This is a genomic window from Pseudomonas petroselini (assembly GCF_045037875.1).
GTDB lineage: Bacteria > Pseudomonadota > Gammaproteobacteria > Pseudomonadales > Pseudomonadaceae > Aquipseudomonas > Aquipseudomonas petroselini.
In genome coordinates, this window is sequence record NZ_CP173614.1 from 5,962,404 (window position 1) to 5,982,693 (window position 20,290).

The following is a 20,290-nucleotide window of genomic DNA, read 5'->3' on the forward strand; positions in this document are numbered from 1 at the left end:
TCAACTGTGGGAGGGGGCTTGCCCCCTCCCACATTCATTGGGTTTAGACAGATGAATACGGGGTGTCTGCTAGATCACGAACAAGTCCACAAACCGATTGACCGCTGTGGCTTCAAGCGTCGCCTGGTCCTTGCACAGCGCAAAAATCTCGGCACTGCGCTGCGCGGTAAACCGTGTGGCCAGGTTAGCCTTGAACTTGTCTTCCAGCAACGGAATGCCATCGACCCGACGGCGGCGATGGCCGATCGGGTACTCCACCGCCACTTGCTCGGTGCAGCTGCCGTCATTGAAAAACACCTGCACCGCGTTGGCAATGGAGCGCTTGTCGGCCTCCAGGTATTCCCGGCTGTAGCGTGGGTCTTCGACGATGACCATCTTGTCGCGGAGCGCATCGATGATCGGGTGGGCAGCATGGAATTCATCTTCGTACTGCTCCGCCACCAAATTGCCGAACGCCAACGGCACGGCGGTCATGTATTGCAGGCAATGGTCGCGGTCGGCGGCGTTGGCCAGTTGGCCCACCTTGGAGATGATGCGAATTGCCGACTCATGGGTGGTGATCACGATACGCTCGATTTCGTGCAGGCGATCTTTCACCAACGGGTGCAAGGTCACCGCCGCTTCGCAGGCGGTTTGCGCGTGGAACTCGGCGGGGAAGCTGATCTTGAACAGCACGTTTTCCATCACATACGTGCCGTAGGGCTGGGAAAGGCTGAACGCGCGCTGGTCCTGCGGCTTGAGTGCCAGGTCCTTGTTGGTGTGGCTGAACAGCACGTCGTAGAACCCCCATTGCGGCGCGCTCAATACCCCGGGAATGCCCATCTCACCGCGCAACGCGATATCCGCCAAACGCACGCCCCGGCTCGACGCATCCCCCGCCGCCCAGGATTTGCGCGAACCGGCATTCGGTGCATGCCGATACGTACGCAACGCCTGCCCATCGACAAACGCATGGGACAACGCCGCAAGCAACTGCTCACGGTTGGCGCCCATCAGCTTCGCGCTCACCGCCGTAGAGGCGACTTTCACCAACAGCACATGGTCGAGGCCGACACGGTTAAAAGAGTTTTCCAGGGCAATCACCCCCTGGATTTCGTGGGCCATGATCATTGCTTCCAGTACCGCGTGTACTGTCAGCGGTGCGTCGCCGTTGGCCACGCGCTTTTGCGACAGGTGATCAGCCACGGCGAGGATGCCGCCGAGGTTATCCGAGGGATGACCCCATTCGGCGGCGAGCCAGGTGTCGTTGTAGTCGAGCCAACGCACGATGCAGCCGATGTCCCACGCGGCCTTGACCGGGTCCAACCGGAACGAAGTGCCCGGCACCCGCGCGCCAAACGGCACCACCGTGCCCTCGACGATCGGCCCCAGGTGCTTGGTGCATTCGGGGAAACGCAAGGCCAGTAGGCCGCAGCCCAACGTATCCATCAGGCAGTTGCGGGCGGTGTCCAAGGCGTCCTGCGAGTCGATCCGGTAGTTGAGGACATAATCGGCGATGTCCTGCAGGACCTGGTCATAGTCGGGACGGTTGTTCTGGTCGGCGTTGGCGCTCATGGCAGTTACTCCTAAAAGGTTGGGTTAGTCCTCAGGATCACGGTTGATCGCTCCATCGCAGATCTGGCCGCCTGCTTGGGGGTATGGAGATCCAATGTGGGAGGGGGCAAGCCCCCTCCCACATTGGAGACAGTATGGGTTGCTAGAAAGCGTCGCCCGGGACGCGGACGAAGCCTTCCATCAGCACTCGGGCGCTGCGGCTCATGATGGCTTTCTTCACCACCCATTCGCCGTTCACCTGAGTGGCTTCAGCACCGACACGCAAAGTGCCGGACGGATGCCCGAAGCGCACCGCATTGCGTTCAATACCACCCGCCGCCAAGTTGACCAACGTCCCGGAAATCGCCGCGGCCGTGCCAATCGCCACGGCTGCCGTGCCCATCATCGCGTGGTGCAATTTGCCCATGGACAGCGCACGCACCAGCAGGTCCACATCATCGGCCTTGATCGCCTTGCCACTGGACGCCACGTAATCCGCCGGCTTGGCCACAAACGCCACCTTCGGCGTGTGCTGGCGCTGGGCAGCGTCGTCCAGGTGCTTGATCAGGCCCATGCGCAACGCGCCGTAGGCCCGCACGGTTTCGAACATCGCCAGGGCCTTGGGGTCGCTGTTGATCGCGCCTTGCAGCTCGGTGCCGGTGTAGCCAAGGTCTTCGGCGTTGATGAAAATCGTCGGGATACCGGCGTTGATCAACGTGGCCTTGAAGGTGCCGACACCGGGCACTTCCAGGTCGTCGACCAGGTTGCCGGTGGGGAACATCGAGCCGCCGCCGCCCTCTTCTTCCGCCGCTGGGTCCATGAACTCCAACTGCACCTCGGCGGCCGGGAAGGTCACGCCGTCAAGCTCGAAGTCGCCGGTTTCCTGCACCGCACCGTCGGTGATCGGCACGTGGGCGATGATGGTTTTACCGATATTGGCCTGCCACACCCGTACCACGGCTACGCCGTTGTGGGGCACGCGGGCGGGGTCGAGCAGCCCGGCGCTGATGGCGAAGGCGCCGACCGCCGCCGACAGGTTGCCGCAGTTGCCGCTCCAATCAATAAACGGCTTGTCGATGGAGACCTGGCCAAACAGGTAGTCAACGTCGTGATCGGCGCGGGTGCTTTTCGCCAGGATCACGGTTTTGCTGGTGCTCGATGTGGCGCCGCCCATGCCGTCGATCTGTTTGTCGTAAGGGTCTGGACTGCCGATTACCCGCAACAGCAAGGCGTCACGCGCCGCCCCCGGCACCTGCGCCGACTCGGGCAAGTCCTTGAGGTTGAAAAATACGCCCTTGCTGGTACCGCCACGCATGTAGGTGGCGGGGATCTTGATTTGCGCTACGTGTGCCATGGTTACCCCTCAGGCCGTCGCCGCCGATTCCAGGAAGTCCTGGGCAAAACGTTGCAACACGCCGCCCGCTTCGTAGATCGACACTTCTTCGGCGGTGTCCAGGCGGCAGGTCACCGGCACTTCGACACGCTCGCCATTCTTGCGGTTGATCACCAGGGTCAACCGCGCACGCGGGGTGCGCTCGCCAACCACATCGTAGGTCTCACTGCCGTCGATCTTCAGCGTGTGGCGGTCGGTGCCGGGCAGGAACTCCAGCGGCAACACGCCCATGCCCACCAGGTTGGTGCGGTGGATGCGCTCGAAACCTTCAGCGGCAATCGCTTCCACACCGGCCAGGCGCACGCCCTTGGCCGCCCAGTCACGGGACGAGCCCTGGCCGTAGTCGGCGCCGGCAATGATGATCAGCGGCTGCTTGCGTTCCATGTAGGTCTCGATGGCTTCCCACATCCGCGTGACCTGGCCTTCCGGCTCGAGGCGCGCCAGGGAACCCTGCTTGACCTTGCCGTTTTCAACCACCATTTCGTTGAACAGTTTCGGGTTGGCGAAGGTCGCGCGCTGCGCGGTCAAATGGTCGCCGCGATGCGTTGCGTAAGAGTTGAAGTCCACTTCAGGCAGGCCCATTTTCGCCAGGTATTCGCCCGCGGCGCTGTCGAGCATGATCGCGTTGGACGGCGACAAGTGGTCGGTGGTGATGTTGTCCGGCAGCACCGCCAGCGGGCGCATGCCCTTGAGCGGGCGTGCACCCGCAAGCGCGCCTTCCCAGTAGGGTGGGCGGCGGATATAGGTGCTTTGTGGGCGCCATTCGTACAGCGGCGCGACTTTCGGGCCGGTGTCTTCGTGAATCGCGAACATCGGAATGTACACCGCGCGAAATTGCTCAGGCTTCACCGAAGCCTTGACCACAGCGTCGATCTCTTCGTCGCTCGGCCAGATGTCTTGCAGGCGGATTTCCTTACCGTTGGCGTCGAGGCCGAGCACGTCCTTCTCGATATCGAAACGGATGGTGCCGGCAATCGCATACGCCACCACCAGCGGCGGCGACGCGAGGAAGGCTTGCTTGGCGTACGGATGAATCCGTCCGTCGAAGTTGCGGTTGCCGGACAACACGGCCGTGGCGTACAGGTCGCGGTCGATGATTTCCTGCTGGATCACCGGGTCCAGTGCACCGGACATGCCGTTGCAGGTGGTGCAGGCGAAGGCCACCACGCCGAAACCGAGCTTCTCCAACTCAAGGCCCAGCCCCGCCTCTTCCAGGTACATGGCCACGGTTTTCGAGCCGGGTGCCAGGGACGACTTGACCCACGGTTTGCGCGTCAGCCCCAGTTTGTTGGCATTGCGCGCCAGCAGGCCTGCCGCGATCACGTTGCGCGGGTTGCTGGTGTTGGTGCAGCTGGTGATGGCCGCGATGATCACCGCACCGTCGGGCATTTGCCCTGGCACGTCATCCCACTGGCCGGAAATGCCTTTGGATGCCAGGTCGCTGGTCGCCACGCGGGCGTGCGGGTTGCTCGGGCCAGCCATGTTGCGCACGACGCTGGAAAGGTCGAAGGTGAGGCCACGCTCGTATTGCGCGCCCTTGAGGTCATCGGCCCACAAGCCGGTGTGGCGAGCATATTGCTCCACCAGGGTGACTTGTTCGTCCTCGCGACCGGTGAGTTTCAGGTAGGCGATGGTCTGCTGGTCGATGTAGAACATCGCCGCCGTGGCGCCGTATTCCGGGGCCATGTTGGAGATGGTTGCGCGGTCGCCGAGGGTGAGGTTTGAGGCCCCTTCACCGAAGAACTCCAGCCAGGCACCCACCACTTTCTGCTGACGCAAAAATTCGGTCAGCGCCAGCACCATGTCGGTCGCGGTGATGCCCGGCAACAATTTACCGGTGAGCTCTACGCCGACGCTTTCCGGCAGGCGCATCCACGAGGCGCGGCCAAGCATCACGCTTTCGGCTTCGAGGCCGCCGACGCCGATGGCGATCACGCCCAAGGCGTCTACATGCGGGGTGTGGCTGTCGGTGCCGACGCAGGTATCCGGGAAGGCCACGCCGTCGCGTACCTGGATCACCGGGGACATTTTCTCCAAGTTGATCTGGTGCATGATGCCGTTGCCGGGCGGGATGACGTCGACGTTCTTGAAGGCCTTTTTAGTCCACTCGATAAAGTGAAAACGGTCTTCGTTGCGACGGTCTTCGATGGCGCGGTTCTTCTCGAACGCATCCGGGTCAAAACCACCGGCTTCGACGGCCAGGGAGTGGTCGACGATCAGTTGAGTCGGCACCACCGGGTTGACCTGCGCCGGGTCGCCGCCTTGCAGGGCGATGGCATCGCGCAGGCCCGCGAGGTCCACCAGCGCGGTCTGGCCGAGGATGTCGTGGCAGACTACGCGTGCCGGGAACCACGGGAAGTCGAGGTCGCGTTTGCGGTCGATCAGTTGGCTCAGGGAAGCATTGAGGGTGGCCGGGTCGCAGCGGCGTACGAGGTTTTCGGCGAGCACGCGGGAGGTGTAGGGCAACGTGGCATAGGCGCCGGGGGTGATTGCCTCGACAGCCGCGCGGGCGTCGAAGTAATCCAGGCGGCTGCCGGGAAGCGGTTTGCGAAATTCAGTGTTCATCGTCAGGACTCGGTCACGGTGGTTGCAAAAGGAGCCGATTGATCCAGCGTTGAAATGCAGTTCAAGTGTGGGAGGGGGCTTGCCCCCGATGGCAGTGTGTCAATCAACCCATCTGTTACTGATACACCGCTATCGGGGGCAAGCCCCCTCCCACATTTGACCCCATTCCAATTCCGGAAGAGCCAGCCTTCAGCGACGTTCGATTGGCACGAACTTGCGCTGCTCAACGCCGGTGTACTCGGCGCTTGGACGGATGATGCGGTTGTTGGCGCGCTGCTCGAACACATGCGCCGCCCAGCCCGTCAGGCGCGAGCACACGAAGATCGGCGTGAACAACTGGGTCGGGATGCCCATGAAGTGGTACGCCGAGGCATGGTAGAAGTCGGCGTTGGGAAACAGCTTCTTCTGCTCCCACATGGTTTTGTCGATGGCTTCGGACACCGGGAACAACACCGTGTCGCCCACTTCGTCGGCGAGTTTTTTCGACCAACCCTTGATCACTTCATTACGTGGGTCGTTGTCTTTGTAGATCGCGTGACCGAAGCCCATGATCTTGTCCTTGCGCGCCAGCATGCCGAGGGTGCCTTCGACGGCTTCTTCAGCCGACGAGAAACGCTCGATCATTTCCATCGCTGCTTCGTTGGCGCCGCCGTGCAGCGGGCCGCGCAGGGAGCCGATGGCGGCAGTGACGCAGGAATACAGGTCGGACAGGGTCGACGCACACACCCGGGCGGTGAAGGTCGAGGCGTTGAATTCGTGCTCCGCGTAGAGGATCAGCGACACGTTCATCACCTTGACGTGCAGTTCGCTCGGCGGCTTGCCATGCAGCAGGTGCAGGAAGTGGCCGCCGATGGTTGGCTCGTCGGTCACGCAGTCGATGCGCTTGCCGTCGTGGCTGAAGCGGTACCAGTAGCACATGATCGCCGGGAAGGCGGCGAGCAGGCGGTCGGTGACGTCGCGCTGCACGCTGAAGTCTTTTTCCGGCTCGATATTGCCCAGGAACGAGCAACCGGTGCGCATCACGTCCATTGGGTGGGCGTCGGCGGGGATGCGCTCCAGCACTTCTTTCAACGCCTGCGGCAGGTCGCGCAGCTTGCTCAGCTTGGCGCTGTAGGCCGCCAGCTCGGCCTGGGTCGGCAGCTCGCCGTACAGCAGCAGGTAGGCGACTTCTTCAAATTGCGCATCGGCGGCCAGTTCGCGCACGTCGTAGCCGCGGTAGGTCAGGCCGGCACCGGCCTGGCCCACGGTGGACAGTGCGGTCTGCCCGGCGACCTGGCCACGCAGGCCGGCGCCACTCAGTACTTTTGCTTCAGCCATGGTTTTTCTCCAATTTTGTCTTTATTCAGGGAGGCGTGTTCGTCACTTTTTCGCGGCAAACAACGCGTCAAGCTTCTGCTCGAAGGTGTGGTAGTCGATGCGATCGTAAAGCTCCATGCGGGTTTGCATGGTGTCGATCACGTTCTGCTGGGTGCCGTCGCGACGGATCGCGGTGTAGACGTTTTCGGCGGCCTTGTTCATGGCGCGGAAGGCCGAAAGCGGGTACAGCACGATGGAAACATCGGCAGATTTCAACTGTTCGGTGGTGTACAGCGGCGTGGCGCCGAACTCGGTGATGTTGGCCAGGATCGGCGCTTTCACACGGGCGGCGAAGAGCTTGTACATCTCCAGTTCAGTGATGGCCTCCGGGAACACCATGTCGGCGCCGGCTTCGATGCAGGCGGCGGCGCGTTCCAGGGCCGACTCCAACCCCTCGACGGCCAGGGCATCGGTACGGGCCATGATCACAAAGCTGTCATCGGTGCGCGCATCCACAGCGGCCTTGATGCGGTCGACCATTTCCTGCTGGGACACGATTTCTTTGTTCGGACGATGACCGCAGCGCTTGGCGCCGACCTGGTCTTCGATGTGGATCGCGGCGGCGCCAAACTTGATCATCGACTTGACCGTACGCGCCACGTTGAAGGCCGAGGAGCCGAAACCGGTGTCCACGTCTACCAGCAGCGGCAGGTCGCATACGTCGGTGATGCGGCGTACGTCAGTGAGTACGTCGTCCAGGCCGGTGATGCCCAGGTCCGGTACACCGAGGGAGCCCGCCGCCACCCCGCCACCCGACAGGTAGATCGCCTTGAACCCGGCGCGCTTGGCCAGCAGGGCGTGGTTGGCATTGATCGCGCCAACGACTTGCAACGGCTGTTCACTGGCAACGGCGTCACGGAAACGCTGGCCTGGAGTGCTCTTATTGTTGGAACTCATGACTCACCTCGTGATTGGGCAGCACCGTCCGGGAAGTGACGGGCAATGTTGCGTTTGGAAGCGCCGATATGCCGGCGCATCAACAGTTCGGCCAGTTCACCGTCGCGATCGGCAATCGCGTCAAGAATGCGGTGGTGCTCGGCAAAGGCCTGGCGTGGACGATTGGGGGTAGCGGAAAACTGGATGCGGTACATGCGCACCAATTGGTACAGCTCACCGCAGAGCATTTGCGTGAGGGTGCGGTTGCCGGCGCCTTGAATGATCCGGTAATGAAAATCGAAGTCGCCTTCCTGCTGGTAGTAGCCGACACCGGCCTGGAACGCGGCATCGCGTTCATGGGTGTGCAGCACCTGGCGCAGCTCTTCAATCTCCGCGTCGGTCATGCGCTCGGCCGCCAGGCGGCAGGCCATGCCTTCGAGGGATTCGCGGATTTCATAGAGTTCGATCAGTTCAGCGTGGCTCAGCGACACCACCCGCGCGCCGACGTGAGGCACGCGCACCAGCAGGCGCTGGCCTTCCAGGCGGTGGATCGCCTCGCGCAGCGGGCCACGGCTGATGCCGTAGGTGCGCGCCAGCTCCGGCTCGGAAATTTTGCTGCCGGGGGCGATCTCGCCTTTGACGATGGCGGCCTGGATACGCCGGAAGACGTTCTCGGACATGGTCTGGGAATCGTCTTGCACCACCACTGGGGTTTCCAGCTGATCCAGCATATTGTCGACACCTTTAAAAGCAATGTGGCAAAAACTAGCCAATAAGCCCCCATTAGTCAAAGAATAAATCAACATTGTCGACAATCGTCTAATAACCCTGAGTGCACGCTCCTGGGGCATGGCCGCCTGCCAGCGCTGGCGCCAAAAAAGCATCATGTTAGAATGCCCGCCGCATTTGCCTGACATCACTAGATGAAACGGCGCACGAGGGAGCTTGCGCAGTAATGCCAGTCGCCTTGAATCAAACATCGCACTGCACCGCCTCAGGATTTATGAGACTCAAGCCCTTCCCCCTGTTTTGCCTAATGTTCATTCCAGGCCTTGGCGCTGCCGCCGAGAAAACGGTGTATGGACTCAACGAATACGCCCAATTGGCCGGCATCGACCTGGAAGTCGCCGCCAAACTGGACACCGGCGCCAAGACCGCTTCCCTCAGTGCCCGTGATATCAAGCGCTTCAAGCGCAACGGCGAGTCCTGGGTGCGCTTCTACCTGGCCATCGACACCGCCCATTCCCATCCCATCGAGCGCCCCCTGGCCCGCGTCAGCAAGATCAAGCGCCGCGCCGGTGACTACGACCCCGATGAGGACAAGAACTACACCGCCCGTCCGGTGATTGCTCTGGATATCTGCATGGGCACTGCTTTACGCAGCATCGAAGTGAACTTGACTGACCGCAGCGCCTTCCAATATCCGCTGCTGATCGGCTCCGAAGCGTTGAAACGCTTTGATGCGCTGGTCGACCCCAGTCTTAAATATGCAGCAGGCAAGCCCGCCTGTGCCGCCGACGCTCATACCGCCGAGTAAACCGAATGCGCTCTCTGACCCTGCACCTGAAAATCCTGATCGCCATCCTGGTGGTGCTGGGTATTTCGGTCACCGCCTATCAGATCTTCGTGTTGGGGATCCCCGTCACCGAGGACGCCACCGACGACTTGTGGAACATCGACGCCAAGGTCGAGTTCGTCGCCAACCCGAAAGACCCGGTGAAAATCCAGATGTTCGTGCCGCCCTTGAGCCGCGACTTCGTCAGCCTCAACGAAAGTTTTATCTCGAACAACTACGGGGTGAGCGTCAACCGCACCGACGGCAACCGCAAGGTCACCTGGTCGGCACGCCGCGCCAAGGGCAACCAGACCCTGTATTACCGGCTGGTGCTGACCAAGCGTTACAGCGGCGAAAAGGTCAAGGTCAAGGGCCCTACGTTCCGCGACAGCATCGCCGTGGAAGGTCCGGAGAAAATCGCCGCCGAAGCCTTGCTGGCGCCGATCCGCCAGCACTCGGCCGACGTCGAGACCTTTATTACCGAAGCCATCAAGCGCACCAATAACCTCAACGACGACAATGTAAAGCTGCTGCTGGCGGGCGATCCGTCTATCCCGCACAAGGCCAAGATTGTCGAGTTGCTGCTCTCTATTGCTCACGTGCCGGTGGAAAAGGTGCATACCATCCGCCTGGTGGCCGACCAGCCGCAAACCCCGGAACTGTGGCTGCGCAGCTTCAACGGCAATGACTGGTTGTACTTCAACCCTGAAACCGGCGAACAAGGCCTGCCCGCCGACCGCCTGCTGTGGTGGACCGGTGATGAAAACCTGATCACCGTCGACGGCGGCAAGAAGGCCATGGTGACCTTCAGCCTGAACAACAGCGAGATGAACGCGATTCGCCTGGCCAAGCTGACCGACGAGAATACTGACGCCAACTTCCTCGAATACTCGCTCTACGGCCTGCCGCTGCAGACCCAGCAGACGTTCATGATCATGGTGATGATCCCGATTGGCGTGCTGGTGATCCTGATCCTGCGCAACCTGATCGGCCTGCAGACCCTGGGCACTTTCACCCCGGTGCTGATCGCCCTGGCGTTCCGCGAGACGCAGTTGGGCTTCGGGATTGTGCTGTTCACGATTATCACGGCACTGGGGCTGTCGCTCAGGTCGTACCTGGAACACTTGAAATTGCAGATGCTGCCGCGGTTGTCGGTGGTGTTGACCTTCGTGGTGGTACTGATCGCAGCCATCAGCCTGTTCAGCCATAAATTGGGGCTGGAACGCGGGTTGTCGGTGGCGCTGTTCCCTATGGTGATCCTGACCATGACCATCGAACGCCTGTCGATCACGTGGGAAGAGCGCGGCGCCAACCATGCGCTGAAAGTGGCGATTGGTACGCTGTTCGCCGCCTCCCTGGCGCACCTGATCATGAGCGTGCCGGAGCTGATCTACTTTGTGTTCACCTTCCCGGCGATCCTGCTGATCCTGGTGGGTTTCATGCTGGCCATGGGTCGTTATCGCGGCTACCGCCTGACCGAGCTGGTGCGGTTCAAGGCTTTTCTCAAGGCTGACCAGTAATGTTCGGTTTCTGGAAGACCTGGAAGGCCCTCGAGGCGCGGGGGATCATGGGCATCAACCGGCGTAACGCCGACTACGTGCTCAAGTACAACAAGCGCAGCCTGTACCCGATTGTGGATGACAAGATCATCACCAAGGAGCGCGCGCTCGCGGCGGGCATCCACGTGCCGGAAATGTACGGCGTGATCTCCACCGAGAAGGAAATCGACAAGCTCGACGAGATTATCGGCGGGCGCAGCGACTTTGTGATCAAACCGGCCCAAGGTGCCGGCGGTGACGGCATCCTGGTGGTGGCGGACCGCTTTGAAGGGCGCTATCGCACAGTGTCCGGCAAGATCATCAGCCATGAAGAGATCGAGCATCAGATCTCCAGCATCCTCACCGGCCTCTATTCACTGGGCGGCCACCGTGATCGTGCGCTGATCGAATACCGCGTGGTGCCTGACCAGATCTTCAAGAGCATCAGCTATGAAGGCGTGCCGGACATCCGCATCATCGTGCTGATGGGCTACCCGGTGATGGCCATGCTGCGCTTGCCGACCCGCCAGTCGGGCGGCAAGGCCAACCTGCACCAAGGGGCGATAGGCGTGGGTGTCGACCTCGCCACCGGCCTGACCCTGCGCGGAACCTGGCTGAACAACATCATCACCAAACACCCCGACACCACCAACGCGGTGGATGGCGTGCAACTGCCCAACTGGGACGGTTTCATGAAGCTCGCGGCCGGTTGCTATGAACTGTGCGGGCTGGGTTATATCGGTGTGGACATGGTGCTGGACCAGGAGAAAGGCCCACTGATCCTGGAGCTGAATGCACGGCCAGGATTGAATATCCAGATTGCCAATGACTGTGGTTTGACCCTGCGCACCCATGCGGTGGAAGCGCGGTTGGAAGAACTGAAAGCCGCCGGCGTGACGGAAACGCCGGAGGAACGCGTGAAGTTCGTGCAGGAAATGTTTGGGCATATTCCGCCTGTGGAAGGCTGAAGACCGCATCGCCGGCAAGCCGGCGCCTACAGTGGAATGCGGTACAATCCCCGCCCCTCTATGCTCATAGCTGATTCGCCTCGCATGTCGACCTGCTCCGTACACTCACTCCCCTACCGGGCCAACCCCGCCGAGTTTTTTGCGGCGATTCGCCATGCGCCTGGTGCCGTGCTGTTGGACAGTGGCCGACCCGCGGCCGAACGCGGGCGGTATGACCTGCTGAGCGCCTGGCCCCAGGCGACGTTGACGGTATCGCCTGACGAAAGCGGTAGTGATTTCCTGCAACGCTTGCGGGAAAACCTCACCCAGTTGGGGAAAGCGGACTTGCCGACCGGTTATACGCTGCCGTTTGCCGGTGGCCTGATCGGTTACCTGAGCTACGATTTCGGCCGCCACCTGGAACAAATGCCGCATCTGGCCACAGACGATCTGCACCTGCCGGATGCGCGCTTCGGGCTGTATGCCTGGGCATTGATCAGTGATCACCAGGCGCAGACCAGCCAGTTGGTCTTTCATCCCGCGCTGGCCGATAGCGAGCGACACCGCTTGATCGCCTTGTTCAGCCAGGATGTTGTCGACACCTCGGCCACCTTCACACTTCAGGGCAGCATGGCGCCGGACCTCACCGCCGAGGCTTACCGGCAAGCCATCGTGCGTATCCAGGACTACATCCAGGCCGGCGATTGCTATCAGGTCAACTTCGCCCAGCGTTTTCGAGCGCCGTGCAGCGGCGATCCGTGGGTGGCTTATTGCGCCCTGCGCGAAGCCTGCCCGACGCCGTTCTCCGGGTTCCAAAGCCTGCCGGACGACGGCGCGGTGCTGAGCCTGTCGCCGGAGCGTTTCGTGCGCATCACCGAACGCCAAGTCGAAACCCGCCCGATCAAAGGCACTCGCCCACGGGGTGTAACGCCCGAAGAAGACGCCGCCAACGCCGCCGAACTGCTGGCCAGCCCCAAGGACCGCGCCGAAAACCTGATGATCGTCGACCTGCTGCGCAACGATCTCGGCCGCACCTGCCGCACCGGCTCTGTGAGCGTGCCGGAGCTGTTCAGCCTGGAGAGCTACCCCAATGTGCACCACTTGGTCAGCAGCGTCATCGGCACACTGGCCGACGACAAAGACGCCCTCGACCTGATCGCCGGCAGCTTTCCCGGCGGCTCCATCACCGGCGCGCCGAAGATTCGCGCGATGCAGATCATCGACGAACTGGAGCCAACCCGGCGCGGCTTGTACTGCGGCTCGCTGCTGTACCTGGACGTGCGCGGCGAAATGGACAGTTCCATCGCCATCCGCAGCTTGCTGGTCAAGGATGGGCAGGTCTGCTGCTGGGGCGGCGGTGGGATTGTGGCGGATTCGCAGTGGGAGTCGGAGTATCAAGAGTCGCTGACGAAGGTACGGGTGTTGTTACACACGTTGGAAAACCTGCCTTAGCCACGCCCCTCCTGGCTCTCGGGTGCAGAGCCGCTCGACTGGAAAGAACCTGAATCAGAACGTCTATGGACGGCGTTTGAGCTGGAAGATAGCGTCCAGCCCGAACGCCCAATGGCCGTCTGTGAGGGATCACATGAAACGACTGCTTACCTGTCAGAAATTATTTCCGAGATTGCATCTCACCCAAACCGCACCTATCATCTCCCAAATTGGGAGGTTGCAGCGATGCGAATAATCGCTCTCTCTACCCTAAGACTGTTTTGGGAAAGCCACTCAGCCTATTCCGACGCCAAAACACCGCTGGTCGAGCTGTACCGCCATATGGAAAAAGCGACTTACCCGACACCACAAGCGCTCAAAGCGGAACTTAGAACGGCAAGCATCCTTAAAAGTGGCAGGGTTGTATTCAACGTCGGCGGCAACAAGTATCGAGTAATCATGGCGATCGACTATCAGCGACAGCTTGGGTTCGTACGTTTCGTAGGGACTCACGCGCAGTACGATCAGATCAACGCGGAGACCGTGTGATGAACATCAAACCTATACATTCCCAGGAAGACCTGACCGCTGCGCTCGCACGGGTGGAGCAGCTCTGGGGAGCGAAAATGGGCTCACCCGAAGGGGACGAGCTGGAAATTCTTGCAGTGCTCATTGAGAAGTACGAGGCAGAGCATTTTCCGATGCCACCTTCGGATCCAGTGGAGGCCATCAAGTTCAGGATGGAGCAACTGGGTATGACCGCCCGCGATCTGGAGCCATTTATCGGCACCAGTGGGCGGGTGTCGGAGGTGTTGAACCACAAACGCAAGCTGAGCCTGTCGATGATCAAGCGCCTGCATGAAGGCTTGAGCATTCCTTATGAGCGGTTGCTTGCAGGAGTTTAACGGGGAAATATACGCTGGCTGTACTGGCCCTTTCGCGAGCAAGCCCGCTCCCACATGGGTACGCGTACATCCCGTGGAATGCGGTCGAATGTGGGAGCCGGCTTGCTCGCGAAGAGGCCATCAGCAATGCCGAATAACCTACAGGCTCAACGGCCGGTTCGACGCCTTGATAAATTCTTTCTTCAACGCCTCAAACGTATGCACCGCCGGAAACTGCGGGAATTCACGAATCACATTCTCCGGTGCATGGAACAGGATCCCCCGATCGGCTTCGCCCAGCATGGTGGTGTCGTTGTAGGAGTCGCCGGCGGCGATCACGCGGTAGTACAGCGTCTTGAAGGCCAGTACCGATTGACGCTTGGGGTCTTTCTGGCGCAACTGGTAGCTCACCACGCGGTCGTTTTCGTCGGTGATGAGACGGTGGCAGAGCAAGGTCGGGAAGCCCAGCTGGCGCATCAGCGGCTGGGAGAATTCGTAGAAGGTGTCTGACAGGATCACCACTTGGAAGCGCTCGCGCAGCCAGTTGACGAACTCGATGGCGCCGTCCAGCGGCTTGAGGGTGGCGATCACTTCCTGGATGTCGGCGAGCTTGAGGCCGTGTTCATCGAGGATGCGCAGGCGTTGCTTCATCAGTACGTCGTAGTCGGGAATGTCCCTGGTAGTAGCCCGCAGGGATTCAATACCGGTTTTTTCGGCGAAGGCGATCCAGATTTCCGGAACCAGCACCCCTTCCAGGTCGAGACAGGCAATTTCCACAAGACACTCCATTTTGATGTTGTTGATTGAGCGAGCAAAAGGACTGCCGAACTCTAGCGATTCAAGCTCGTCGCCGCAACGCAGAGCGTATTTTGATACCATCGCTTCCCTATAGAGCGCTCAGCGCCACTGACCTGTAGGAACCGTCCTGATGAACCAAACCTTCGACGTCGCTGAACTCGCCGCGACTTACGCCAACAAATCCGCCCAGGACATTCTCAAACTGGCGTTCAGCCAGTTCGGTGATGACCTGTGGATTTCCTTCAGCGGCGCCGAGGACGTGGTGCTGGTCGACATGGCCTGGAAGCTGAACAAGAACGTCAAGGTGTTCAGCCTCGACACCGGCCGCCTGCACCCGGAAACCTACCGGTTTATCGAGCAGGTGCGCGACTTCTACAAGATCGACATCGAGCTGATTTCGCCGGACCAGAGCAAGCTGGAACCCTTTGTCAAAGAGAAAGGCCTGTTCAGCTTCTACAAGGACGGCCATGGCGAATGCTGCGGCGTGCGCAAGATCGAGCCGCTGCGCCGTAAACTCGCAGGCGTGAATGCCTGGGCCACCGGCCAGCGTCGCGACCAGAGCCCCGGCACCCGCAGCCAGGTGGCAGCGCTTGAAATCGACACGGCCTTCTCCACGCCGGAACGTACCCTGTACAAATTCAATCCACTGGCGCAGATGACCAGTGAGGAAGTCTGGGGTTACATCCGCATGTTGGAGTTGCCGTACAACAGCCTGCACGAGCGCGGTTTTATCAGCATCGGCTGTGAGCCCTGCACCCGTCCGGTGTTGCCGAACCAGCATGAGCGTGAAGGCCGCTGGTGGTGGGAGGAAGCCACGCAGAAGGAATGCGGGCTGCACGCGGGGAATATCATCAGCAAGGCGTAAGCACTGGCGCGGCAAGAAAATGTGGGAGGGGGCTTGCCCCCTCCCACATCTTGTTTGTGTTTGCCACCAAAGATGTACACACAGATGTAACCATCGGTGCCATTTATGTGTGCAATCCATCTAAACCCGCACCGTTATGTAACACCTTTCCCCACGCATTTTTTGCGCTCTTCTATGTTCCTTTCCGACAGAAAAATAAATAGCTGTTCAAACGGTCAATTTATATCGCTTTCAATTCAGTAAGTTATTTTCACTGACTGCAAAAACGAAATGACCCGCAGTTTTCATAGATCGAAAACTGGCACGCATGTGGCTTAAGGTGAAATGCGCTTTGTATACAATAAATACAAAACCTACATACACTTTGCCATCCGCGGCCCGGCTGCCGATGTGCTGGAGCCTGCCGGAATGCGTACAAGCCTCTCGAACACTATCGCACTGGATCTGCCCTCCTCTTCCCTGAACCCCGAAGCCATGGTTCCCGGTCCGTTGGTACTGAGCCCGCGCCTGCACAACAAGGACCTGGCGCCGACCAAGGTCGAAGGCCGGCGATGGGGGCGTTACAGCATCTTCGCGCTGTGGACCAATGATGTGCACAACATCGCCAACTACTCGTTCGCCATCGGCTTGTATGCGTTGGGCCTGGGCGGCTGGCAGATCTTGCTGTCACTGGGGATCGGGGCGGCGCTGGTGTATTTCTTCATGAACCTGTCGGGCTACATGGGGCAGAAGACCGGCGTGCCGTTTCCGGTGATCAGCCGTATCAGCTTCGGCATCCATGGCGCGCAGATACCGGCGCTGATCCGCGCAGTGATTGCGATCGCCTGGTTCGGTATCCAGACCTACCTGGCTTCGGTGGTGTTGCGCGTGTTGCTGAGCGCGATTCACCCGGGGTTCGCCGATTACGACCACAACTCGATCCTGGGCTTATCAACCCTGGGCTGGGTGTGTTTTGTGGCGATCTGGTTTGTGCAATTGGTGATCCTGGCCTACGGCATGGAAATGGTGCGCCGCTATGAAGGTTTCGCCGGGCCGGTGATCCTGCTGACCGTGGCCGCACTGGCCGGCTGGATGTACTTCCAGGCGGGCGGCCATATTGCCTGGTCGGTCCGCGAGCCGCTGACCGGTGGTGAGATGTGGCGCAATATCTTCGCCGGTGGCGCGCTGTGGCTGGCGATCTACGGCACGTTGATCCTCAACTTCTGCGACTTCGCGCGCTCCTCCCCGTGCCGCAAGACCATCAAAGTCGGCAATTTCTGGGGCCTGCCGGTGAATATCCTGGTGTTCGCCGCAATTACCGTGTTGCTGTGTGGTGGCCAATTCCAACTCAATGGCCGGGTGATCGAAAGCCCCACCGAAATCATCGCCGCCATCCCCAATACGTTCTTCCTAGTGCTGGGCTGCCTGGCCTTCCTGATTGTCACCGTGGCAGTGAACATCATGGCCAACTTCGTCGCGCCGGCCTTCGTGCTGAGCAACCTGGCGCCCAAGTACCTGAACTTCCGGCGTGCCGGGCTGATCAGCGCCACCGTGGCGGTGCTGATCCTGCCGTGGAATCTCTATAACAGCCCGCTGGTGATCGTGTATTTCCTCTCCGGCCTGGGCGCACTGCTGGGGCCGTTGTACGGGGTGATCATGGTCGATTACTGGCTGATCCGTAAAAGCCAGGTAGACGTACCGCAGCTGTATAGCGAAGACCCGAACGGCGTTTATTACTACAGCCGTGGCGTCAATCTGCGGGCGGTGGCGGCGTTCATTCCCGCAGCCGTGATCGCCATTCTCCTGGCCCTGCTGCCCGGTTTCGCCAGCGTCTCACCGTTTTCCTGGATGTTTGGCGCCGGTATTGCAGGGCTGCTGTACTTGCTGATTGCCAAGCGCCAGCCGTTCTACGCCGATGTCAGCGGCGAAAGCATTGCAGTCGATAACGTCAGTCATTAATCAAGGACCTTCCATGCGCATCCTCGTGGTCAACGTCAACACCACCGAATCCATTACTGAAACCATCGCCCAGCAGGCACGGGCGGTGGCCGCGCCGGGCACCGAGATTGTCGGGCTCACGCCTTACTTCGGCGCGGAGTCAGTGGAGGGCAATTTTGAAAGCTACCTGGCGGCCATTGCGGTGATGGACCGGGTCATGGCTTACGACCAACCGTTCGACGCGGTGATCCAGGCCGGCTACGGTGAACATGGCCGCGAAGGCCTGCAGGAGTTGTTGAACGTGCCGGTGGTCGACATCACCGAAGCGGCCGCCAGCACGGCAATGTTCCTGGGGCACGCCTATTCGGTGGTGACCACCCTGGACCGCACGGTGCCACTGATCGAAGACCGCTTGAGATTGGCCGGCCTGTACCAACGCTGCGCCTCGGTGCGTGCCAGTGGGATGGCCGTGCTGGCGCTGGAACAAGACCCACTGGCCGCGATGGAAGCCATCGTGCGCCAGGCGGAACTGGCCATCAGCGAAGACAAGGCCGAGGTGATCTGCCTGGGCTGCGGCGGCATGGCCGGGCTGGACGAGCACATTCGCCAGCGCACCGGCGTCCCGGTGGTGGACGGTGTGACCGCAGCGGTGACCATTGCCGAATCGCTGGTGCGGTTAGGGTTGTCGACCTCGAAGATCAGGACTTACGCAACGCCAAGGGCAAAGAAAGTGGTTGGCTGGCCGGGTAAGTTCGGTCGCTGAAGGTCAACTGTGGGAAGGGGCTGGCTCCCTCCCACATTTAGATCGCGCTGAACCTTTGGCCCAGCTTCGCTTCGGCAAACTGCTCGATGATGAAATCCACAAACGCCCGGGTCTTGCCGGGCAGCAGTCTGTGTTCGGCGTAATAAATGGAGATGTTGCCGTCGTCGATGTACCAGTCGGGCAACACCCGCACCACCGCGCCACTGTCGAGGAACGGCACCGCCATCGGCATGCTCACCAACGCGATGCCCAGGCCCTGGGCGCTGGCACAGCAGGCGGCTTCGGAGTCGCTCATGGTCATGCTCGGTTTGAGCACCAGCGGGCGGTGTTCACGCTCGATACTGGTCAATTGCCAGGAACGTATGCGGCCGGTTTGGGGAGAGCGAATCAGAATACCCGCGCACCGTGCCAGATCTTCGGGGGTCAGTACGGGCGCTCGCTGCGCCAGGTAGTCCTTTGAGGCAACCAACACCCGATGCGCCGGCGTCAACTTACGCGCCACCACGCCCTGAGGCAGCTCGAAGCCACCGCCAATGGCCGCGTCAAAGCCTTGGCCGATCAGGTCGACCTGGCGATTATCGAAATGCCAGTCCGGGCTGATATCCGGAAAGCGCTGCATGAACGCCCCCAACAGTGGCACCACATACCGATTACCGAACACCGTGCCCATGCTGACCTTGAGCGTACCCACCGGCCGCCCTTCGGCGCTGGCCAGGTTGGCGACGGCGTTCTGGATGGTGGTAAGGCTGCCGCTGACTTCGTCGAGAAACAGTTTGCCGGCTTCGGTCAGGGTCAGTCGTCGGGTGCTGCGCTGGAACAGGCGCACACCCAGGCGCGCTTCCAGCTTGGCGACACTTTTGCCGACGGCTGCCGGTGTGAGACTCAGGTGCCGGGCGGCCTCGGCAAAGCTGCCACCTTCGGCGCTGCGCACGAAGCATTCGATACTGCCAAAGCTTTCCATGTCGCCCACTCTAAACTTTTGGTTTACACAGACTATAGCAATCACGGTCTACCGGTAGGCACTGCCCAGGTCGATACTCGGCTCCATCAGCAAGGCATCCCGCCTTGAACAGTTAGGAGATCGACATGACCACACAGAACCTCAGCGGCAAAGTCGCCTTGATTCAAGGCGGTTCGCGCGGCATCGGTGCCGCCATCGTCAAGCGCCTCGCAGCACAAGGCGCAGCGGTTGCCTTTACCTATGTGAGCTCCGCCGCCAAGGCCGACGCATTGCAGAACAGCGTGATCAGCGAAGGCGGCAAAGCCTTGGCGATTCAGGCCGACAGCGCCGATGCGGCCGCGATTCGCAATGCGGTCAACGCCACCGTTGAAGCCTTTGGGCGCATCGATATCCTGGTCAATAACGCAGGGGTACTGGCCATCGCCCCGCTGGAAGATTTCAGGCTGGAAGACTTTGACCAGACCTTGGCGATCAACGTACGCAGCGTGTTTATCGCGACCCAGGAAGCGGCCAAGCACATGGGTGAAGGTGGCCGCGTGATCAACATCGGCAGCACCAACGCCGAACGCATGCCGTTTGGCGGCGGCGGCCCCTATGCGATGAGCAAGGCGGCGCTGGTCGGGTTGACCAAGGGGTTGGCGCGGGATTTGGGGCCTCGCGGAATCACCATCAATAACGTGCAGCCCGGGCCGGTGGATACCGACATGAACCCGGCGAACAGTGATTTTGCCGAAAGCCTGATCGGGTTGATGGCCGTGGGTCGGTATGGACACGTAGAAGAGATTGCCAGCTTCGTGGCTTACCTGGCTGGGCCGGAAGCCGGTTACATCACCGGTGCAAGCCTGACCATTGATGGTGGCTTCAGCGCCTAGGCTTTCCGCAACACTGCAAAATCAAAGGTGGGAGGG

18 protein-coding genes are annotated in these 20,290 nt (G+C 60.8%); 10 read left to right on the forward strand and 8 right to left on the reverse strand.

Annotated elements, in window-relative coordinates:
* Positions 1-69: 69 nt before the first annotated feature.
* From prpD to ACI512_RS27450, 6 genes are all read right to left on the reverse strand, one after another.
* Positions 70-1,554, reverse strand: a complete 1,485-nt coding sequence (gene prpD / locus ACI512_RS27425) for a 2-methylcitrate dehydratase (protein ID WP_236379946.1) — start codon at positions 1,552-1,554, stop codon at positions 70-72.
* A gap of 142 nt (positions 1,555-1,696) precedes the next feature.
* Positions 1,697-2,887 (reverse strand): 2-methylaconitate cis-trans isomerase PrpF, encoded by a 1,191-nt coding sequence (prpF, locus tag ACI512_RS27430; RefSeq protein ID WP_236379945.1) that lies wholly within the window; start codon positions 2,885-2,887, stop codon positions 1,697-1,699.
* A 9-nt stretch (positions 2,888-2,896) separates the two neighbouring features.
* Positions 2,897-5,491: a Fe/S-dependent 2-methylisocitrate dehydratase AcnD gene (gene acnD / locus ACI512_RS27435; RefSeq protein WP_015885360.1), complete on the reverse strand. Its 2,595-nt coding sequence runs from the start codon at positions 5,489-5,491 to the stop codon at positions 2,897-2,899.
* Between the two features lie 189 nt (positions 5,492-5,680).
* A complete protein-coding gene (gene prpC, locus ACI512_RS27440; protein WP_064052638.1) occupies positions 5,681-6,808 on the reverse strand; it encodes a 2-methylcitrate synthase in 1,128 nt (375 codons plus the stop codon).
* Positions 6,809-6,850: 42 nt separating this feature from the next.
* On the reverse strand, positions 6,851-7,744 hold the full coding sequence (gene prpB / locus ACI512_RS27445; protein WP_015885362.1) for a methylisocitrate lyase: 894 nt from the start codon (positions 7,742-7,744) through the stop codon (positions 6,851-6,853).
* A complete protein-coding gene (locus tag ACI512_RS27450; RefSeq protein WP_046036402.1) occupies positions 7,741-8,454 on the reverse strand; it encodes a GntR family transcriptional regulator in 714 nt (237 codons plus the stop codon). The genes prpB and ACI512_RS27450 overlap by 4 nt, the downstream gene beginning before the upstream one ends.
* A 272-nt stretch (positions 8,455-8,726) precedes the next feature.
* Between ACI512_RS27450 and ACI512_RS27455 the strand changes: the two genes are divergently transcribed.
* From ACI512_RS27455 to ACI512_RS27480, 6 genes are all read left to right on the forward strand, one after another.
* The gene (locus ACI512_RS27455) at positions 8,727-9,260 is read left to right on the forward strand and encodes an ATP-dependent zinc protease (RefSeq protein WP_046036401.1); all 534 of its coding nucleotides are present in this window, start codon (positions 8,727-8,729) and stop codon (positions 9,258-9,260) included.
* Between the two features lie 5 nt (positions 9,261-9,265).
* Positions 9,266-10,798, forward strand: a complete 1,533-nt coding sequence (locus ACI512_RS27460) for an inactive transglutaminase family protein (RefSeq protein ID WP_015885365.1) — start codon at positions 9,266-9,268, stop codon at positions 10,796-10,798.
* Positions 10,798-11,784 (forward strand): alpha-L-glutamate ligase-like protein, encoded by a 987-nt coding sequence (locus tag ACI512_RS27465; protein WP_003193326.1) that lies wholly within the window; start codon positions 10,798-10,800, stop codon positions 11,782-11,784. The genes ACI512_RS27460 and ACI512_RS27465 overlap by 1 nt, the downstream gene beginning before the upstream one ends.
* A gap of 84 nt (positions 11,785-11,868) precedes the next feature.
* On the forward strand, positions 11,869-13,215 hold the full coding sequence (pabB, locus tag ACI512_RS27470) for an aminodeoxychorismate synthase component I (protein ID WP_236379944.1): 1,347 nt from the start codon (positions 11,869-11,871) through the stop codon (positions 13,213-13,215).
* Positions 13,216-13,440: 225 nt separating this feature from the next.
* Positions 13,441-13,743, forward strand: coding sequence for a type II toxin-antitoxin system HigB family toxin (locus tag ACI512_RS27475; protein ID WP_064052635.1), 303 nt, complete (start codon positions 13,441-13,443; stop codon positions 13,741-13,743).
* Positions 13,743-14,099: a type II toxin-antitoxin system HigA family antitoxin gene (locus ACI512_RS27480; protein ID WP_236379943.1), complete on the forward strand. Its 357-nt coding sequence runs from the start codon at positions 13,743-13,745 to the stop codon at positions 14,097-14,099. Before ACI512_RS27475 ends, ACI512_RS27480 begins: the two co-directional genes overlap by 1 nt.
* 138 nt (positions 14,100-14,237) lie before the next feature.
* Here the strand turns inward: ACI512_RS27480 and thrH are convergent, their stop codons facing one another.
* Positions 14,238-14,855, reverse strand: coding sequence for a bifunctional phosphoserine phosphatase/homoserine phosphotransferase ThrH (gene thrH, locus ACI512_RS27485; RefSeq protein WP_015885369.1), 618 nt, complete (start codon positions 14,853-14,855; stop codon positions 14,238-14,240).
* A gap of 151 nt (positions 14,856-15,006) precedes the next feature.
* On the opposite strand from thrH, the gene ACI512_RS27490 reads away from it, so the two are divergent.
* The 3 genes from ACI512_RS27490 to ACI512_RS27500 all read left to right on the forward strand — a co-directional run bounded on the left by ACI512_RS27490 (position 15,007) and on the right by ACI512_RS27500 (position 18,421).
* A complete protein-coding gene (locus ACI512_RS27490; RefSeq protein WP_015885370.1) occupies positions 15,007-15,741 on the forward strand; it encodes a phosphoadenylyl-sulfate reductase in 735 nt (244 codons plus the stop codon).
* Positions 15,742-16,149: 408 nt separating this feature from the next.
* Positions 16,150-17,679 carry an NCS1 family nucleobase:cation symporter-1 gene (locus ACI512_RS27495; protein WP_064052850.1) on the forward strand — a complete coding sequence of 510 codons (1,530 nt, stop codon included), beginning with the start codon at positions 16,150-16,152 and terminating at the stop codon, positions 17,677-17,679.
* A 13-nt stretch (positions 17,680-17,692) separates the two neighbouring features.
* Positions 17,693-18,421 (forward strand): aspartate/glutamate racemase family protein, encoded by a 729-nt coding sequence (locus ACI512_RS27500; RefSeq protein ID WP_122810164.1) that lies wholly within the window; start codon positions 17,693-17,695, stop codon positions 18,419-18,421.
* Positions 18,422-18,458: 37 nt separating this feature from the next.
* Here ACI512_RS27500 and ACI512_RS27505 read toward each other — a convergent pair whose 3' ends face one another.
* On the reverse strand, positions 18,459-19,382 hold the full coding sequence (locus ACI512_RS27505) for a LysR family transcriptional regulator (protein WP_405121437.1): 924 nt from the start codon (positions 19,380-19,382) through the stop codon (positions 18,459-18,461).
* Positions 19,383-19,507: 125 nt separating this feature from the next.
* Between ACI512_RS27505 and ACI512_RS27510 the strand changes: the two genes are divergently transcribed.
* Positions 19,508-20,254, forward strand: coding sequence for a 3-oxoacyl-ACP reductase family protein (locus ACI512_RS27510; RefSeq protein WP_236379941.1), 747 nt, complete (start codon positions 19,508-19,510; stop codon positions 20,252-20,254).
* Positions 20,255-20,290 lie beyond the last annotated feature (36 nt).

Bases quoted from the DNA above. Each gene is read 5' to 3' on its own strand.
- ACI512_RS27475 (WP_064052635.1), top strand. From the start codon at position 13,441: ATGCGAATAATCGCTCTCTCTACCCTAAGACTGTTTTGGGAAAGCCAC.
- prpF (WP_236379945.1), bottom strand. From the start codon at position 2,887: ATGGCACACGTAGCGCAAATCAAGATCCCCGCCACCTACATGCGTGGC.
- prpC (WP_064052638.1), bottom strand. From the start codon at position 6,808: ATGGCTGAAGCAAAAGTACTGAGTGGCGCCGGCCTGCGTGGCCAGGTC.
- ACI512_RS27500 (WP_122810164.1), top strand. From the start codon at position 17,693: ATGCGCATCCTCGTGGTCAACGTCAACACCACCGAATCCATTACTGAA.
- ACI512_RS27510 (WP_236379941.1), top strand. From the start codon at position 19,508: ATGACCACACAGAACCTCAGCGGCAAAGTCGCCTTGATTCAAGGCGGT.
- ACI512_RS27450 (WP_046036402.1), bottom strand. From the start codon at position 8,454: ATGCTGGATCAGCTGGAAACCCCAGTGGTGGTGCAAGACGATTCCCAG.
- ACI512_RS27465 (WP_003193326.1), top strand. From the start codon at position 10,798: ATGTTCGGTTTCTGGAAGACCTGGAAGGCCCTCGAGGCGCGGGGGATC.
- ACI512_RS27455 (WP_046036401.1), top strand. From the start codon at position 8,727: ATGAGACTCAAGCCCTTCCCCCTGTTTTGCCTAATGTTCATTCCAGGC.
- pabB (WP_236379944.1), top strand. From the start codon at position 11,869: ATGTCGACCTGCTCCGTACACTCACTCCCCTACCGGGCCAACCCCGCC.
- acnD (WP_015885360.1), bottom strand. From the start codon at position 5,491: ATGAACACTGAATTTCGCAAACCGCTTCCCGGCAGCCGCCTGGATTAC.
- ACI512_RS27490 (WP_015885370.1), top strand. From the start codon at position 15,007: ATGAACCAAACCTTCGACGTCGCTGAACTCGCCGCGACTTACGCCAAC.
- ACI512_RS27495 (WP_064052850.1), top strand. From the start codon at position 16,150: ATGCGTACAAGCCTCTCGAACACTATCGCACTGGATCTGCCCTCCTCT.
- prpD (WP_236379946.1), bottom strand. From the start codon at position 1,554: ATGAGCGCCAACGCCGACCAGAACAACCGTCCCGACTATGACCAGGTC.
- ACI512_RS27505 (WP_405121437.1), bottom strand. From the start codon at position 19,382: ATGGAAAGCTTTGGCAGTATCGAATGCTTCGTGCGCAGCGCCGAAGGT.
- ACI512_RS27480 (WP_236379943.1), top strand. From the start codon at position 13,743: ATGAACATCAAACCTATACATTCCCAGGAAGACCTGACCGCTGCGCTC.
- prpB (WP_015885362.1), bottom strand. From the start codon at position 7,744: ATGAGTTCCAACAATAAGAGCACTCCAGGCCAGCGTTTCCGTGACGCC.
- ACI512_RS27460 (WP_015885365.1), top strand. From the start codon at position 9,266: ATGCGCTCTCTGACCCTGCACCTGAAAATCCTGATCGCCATCCTGGTG.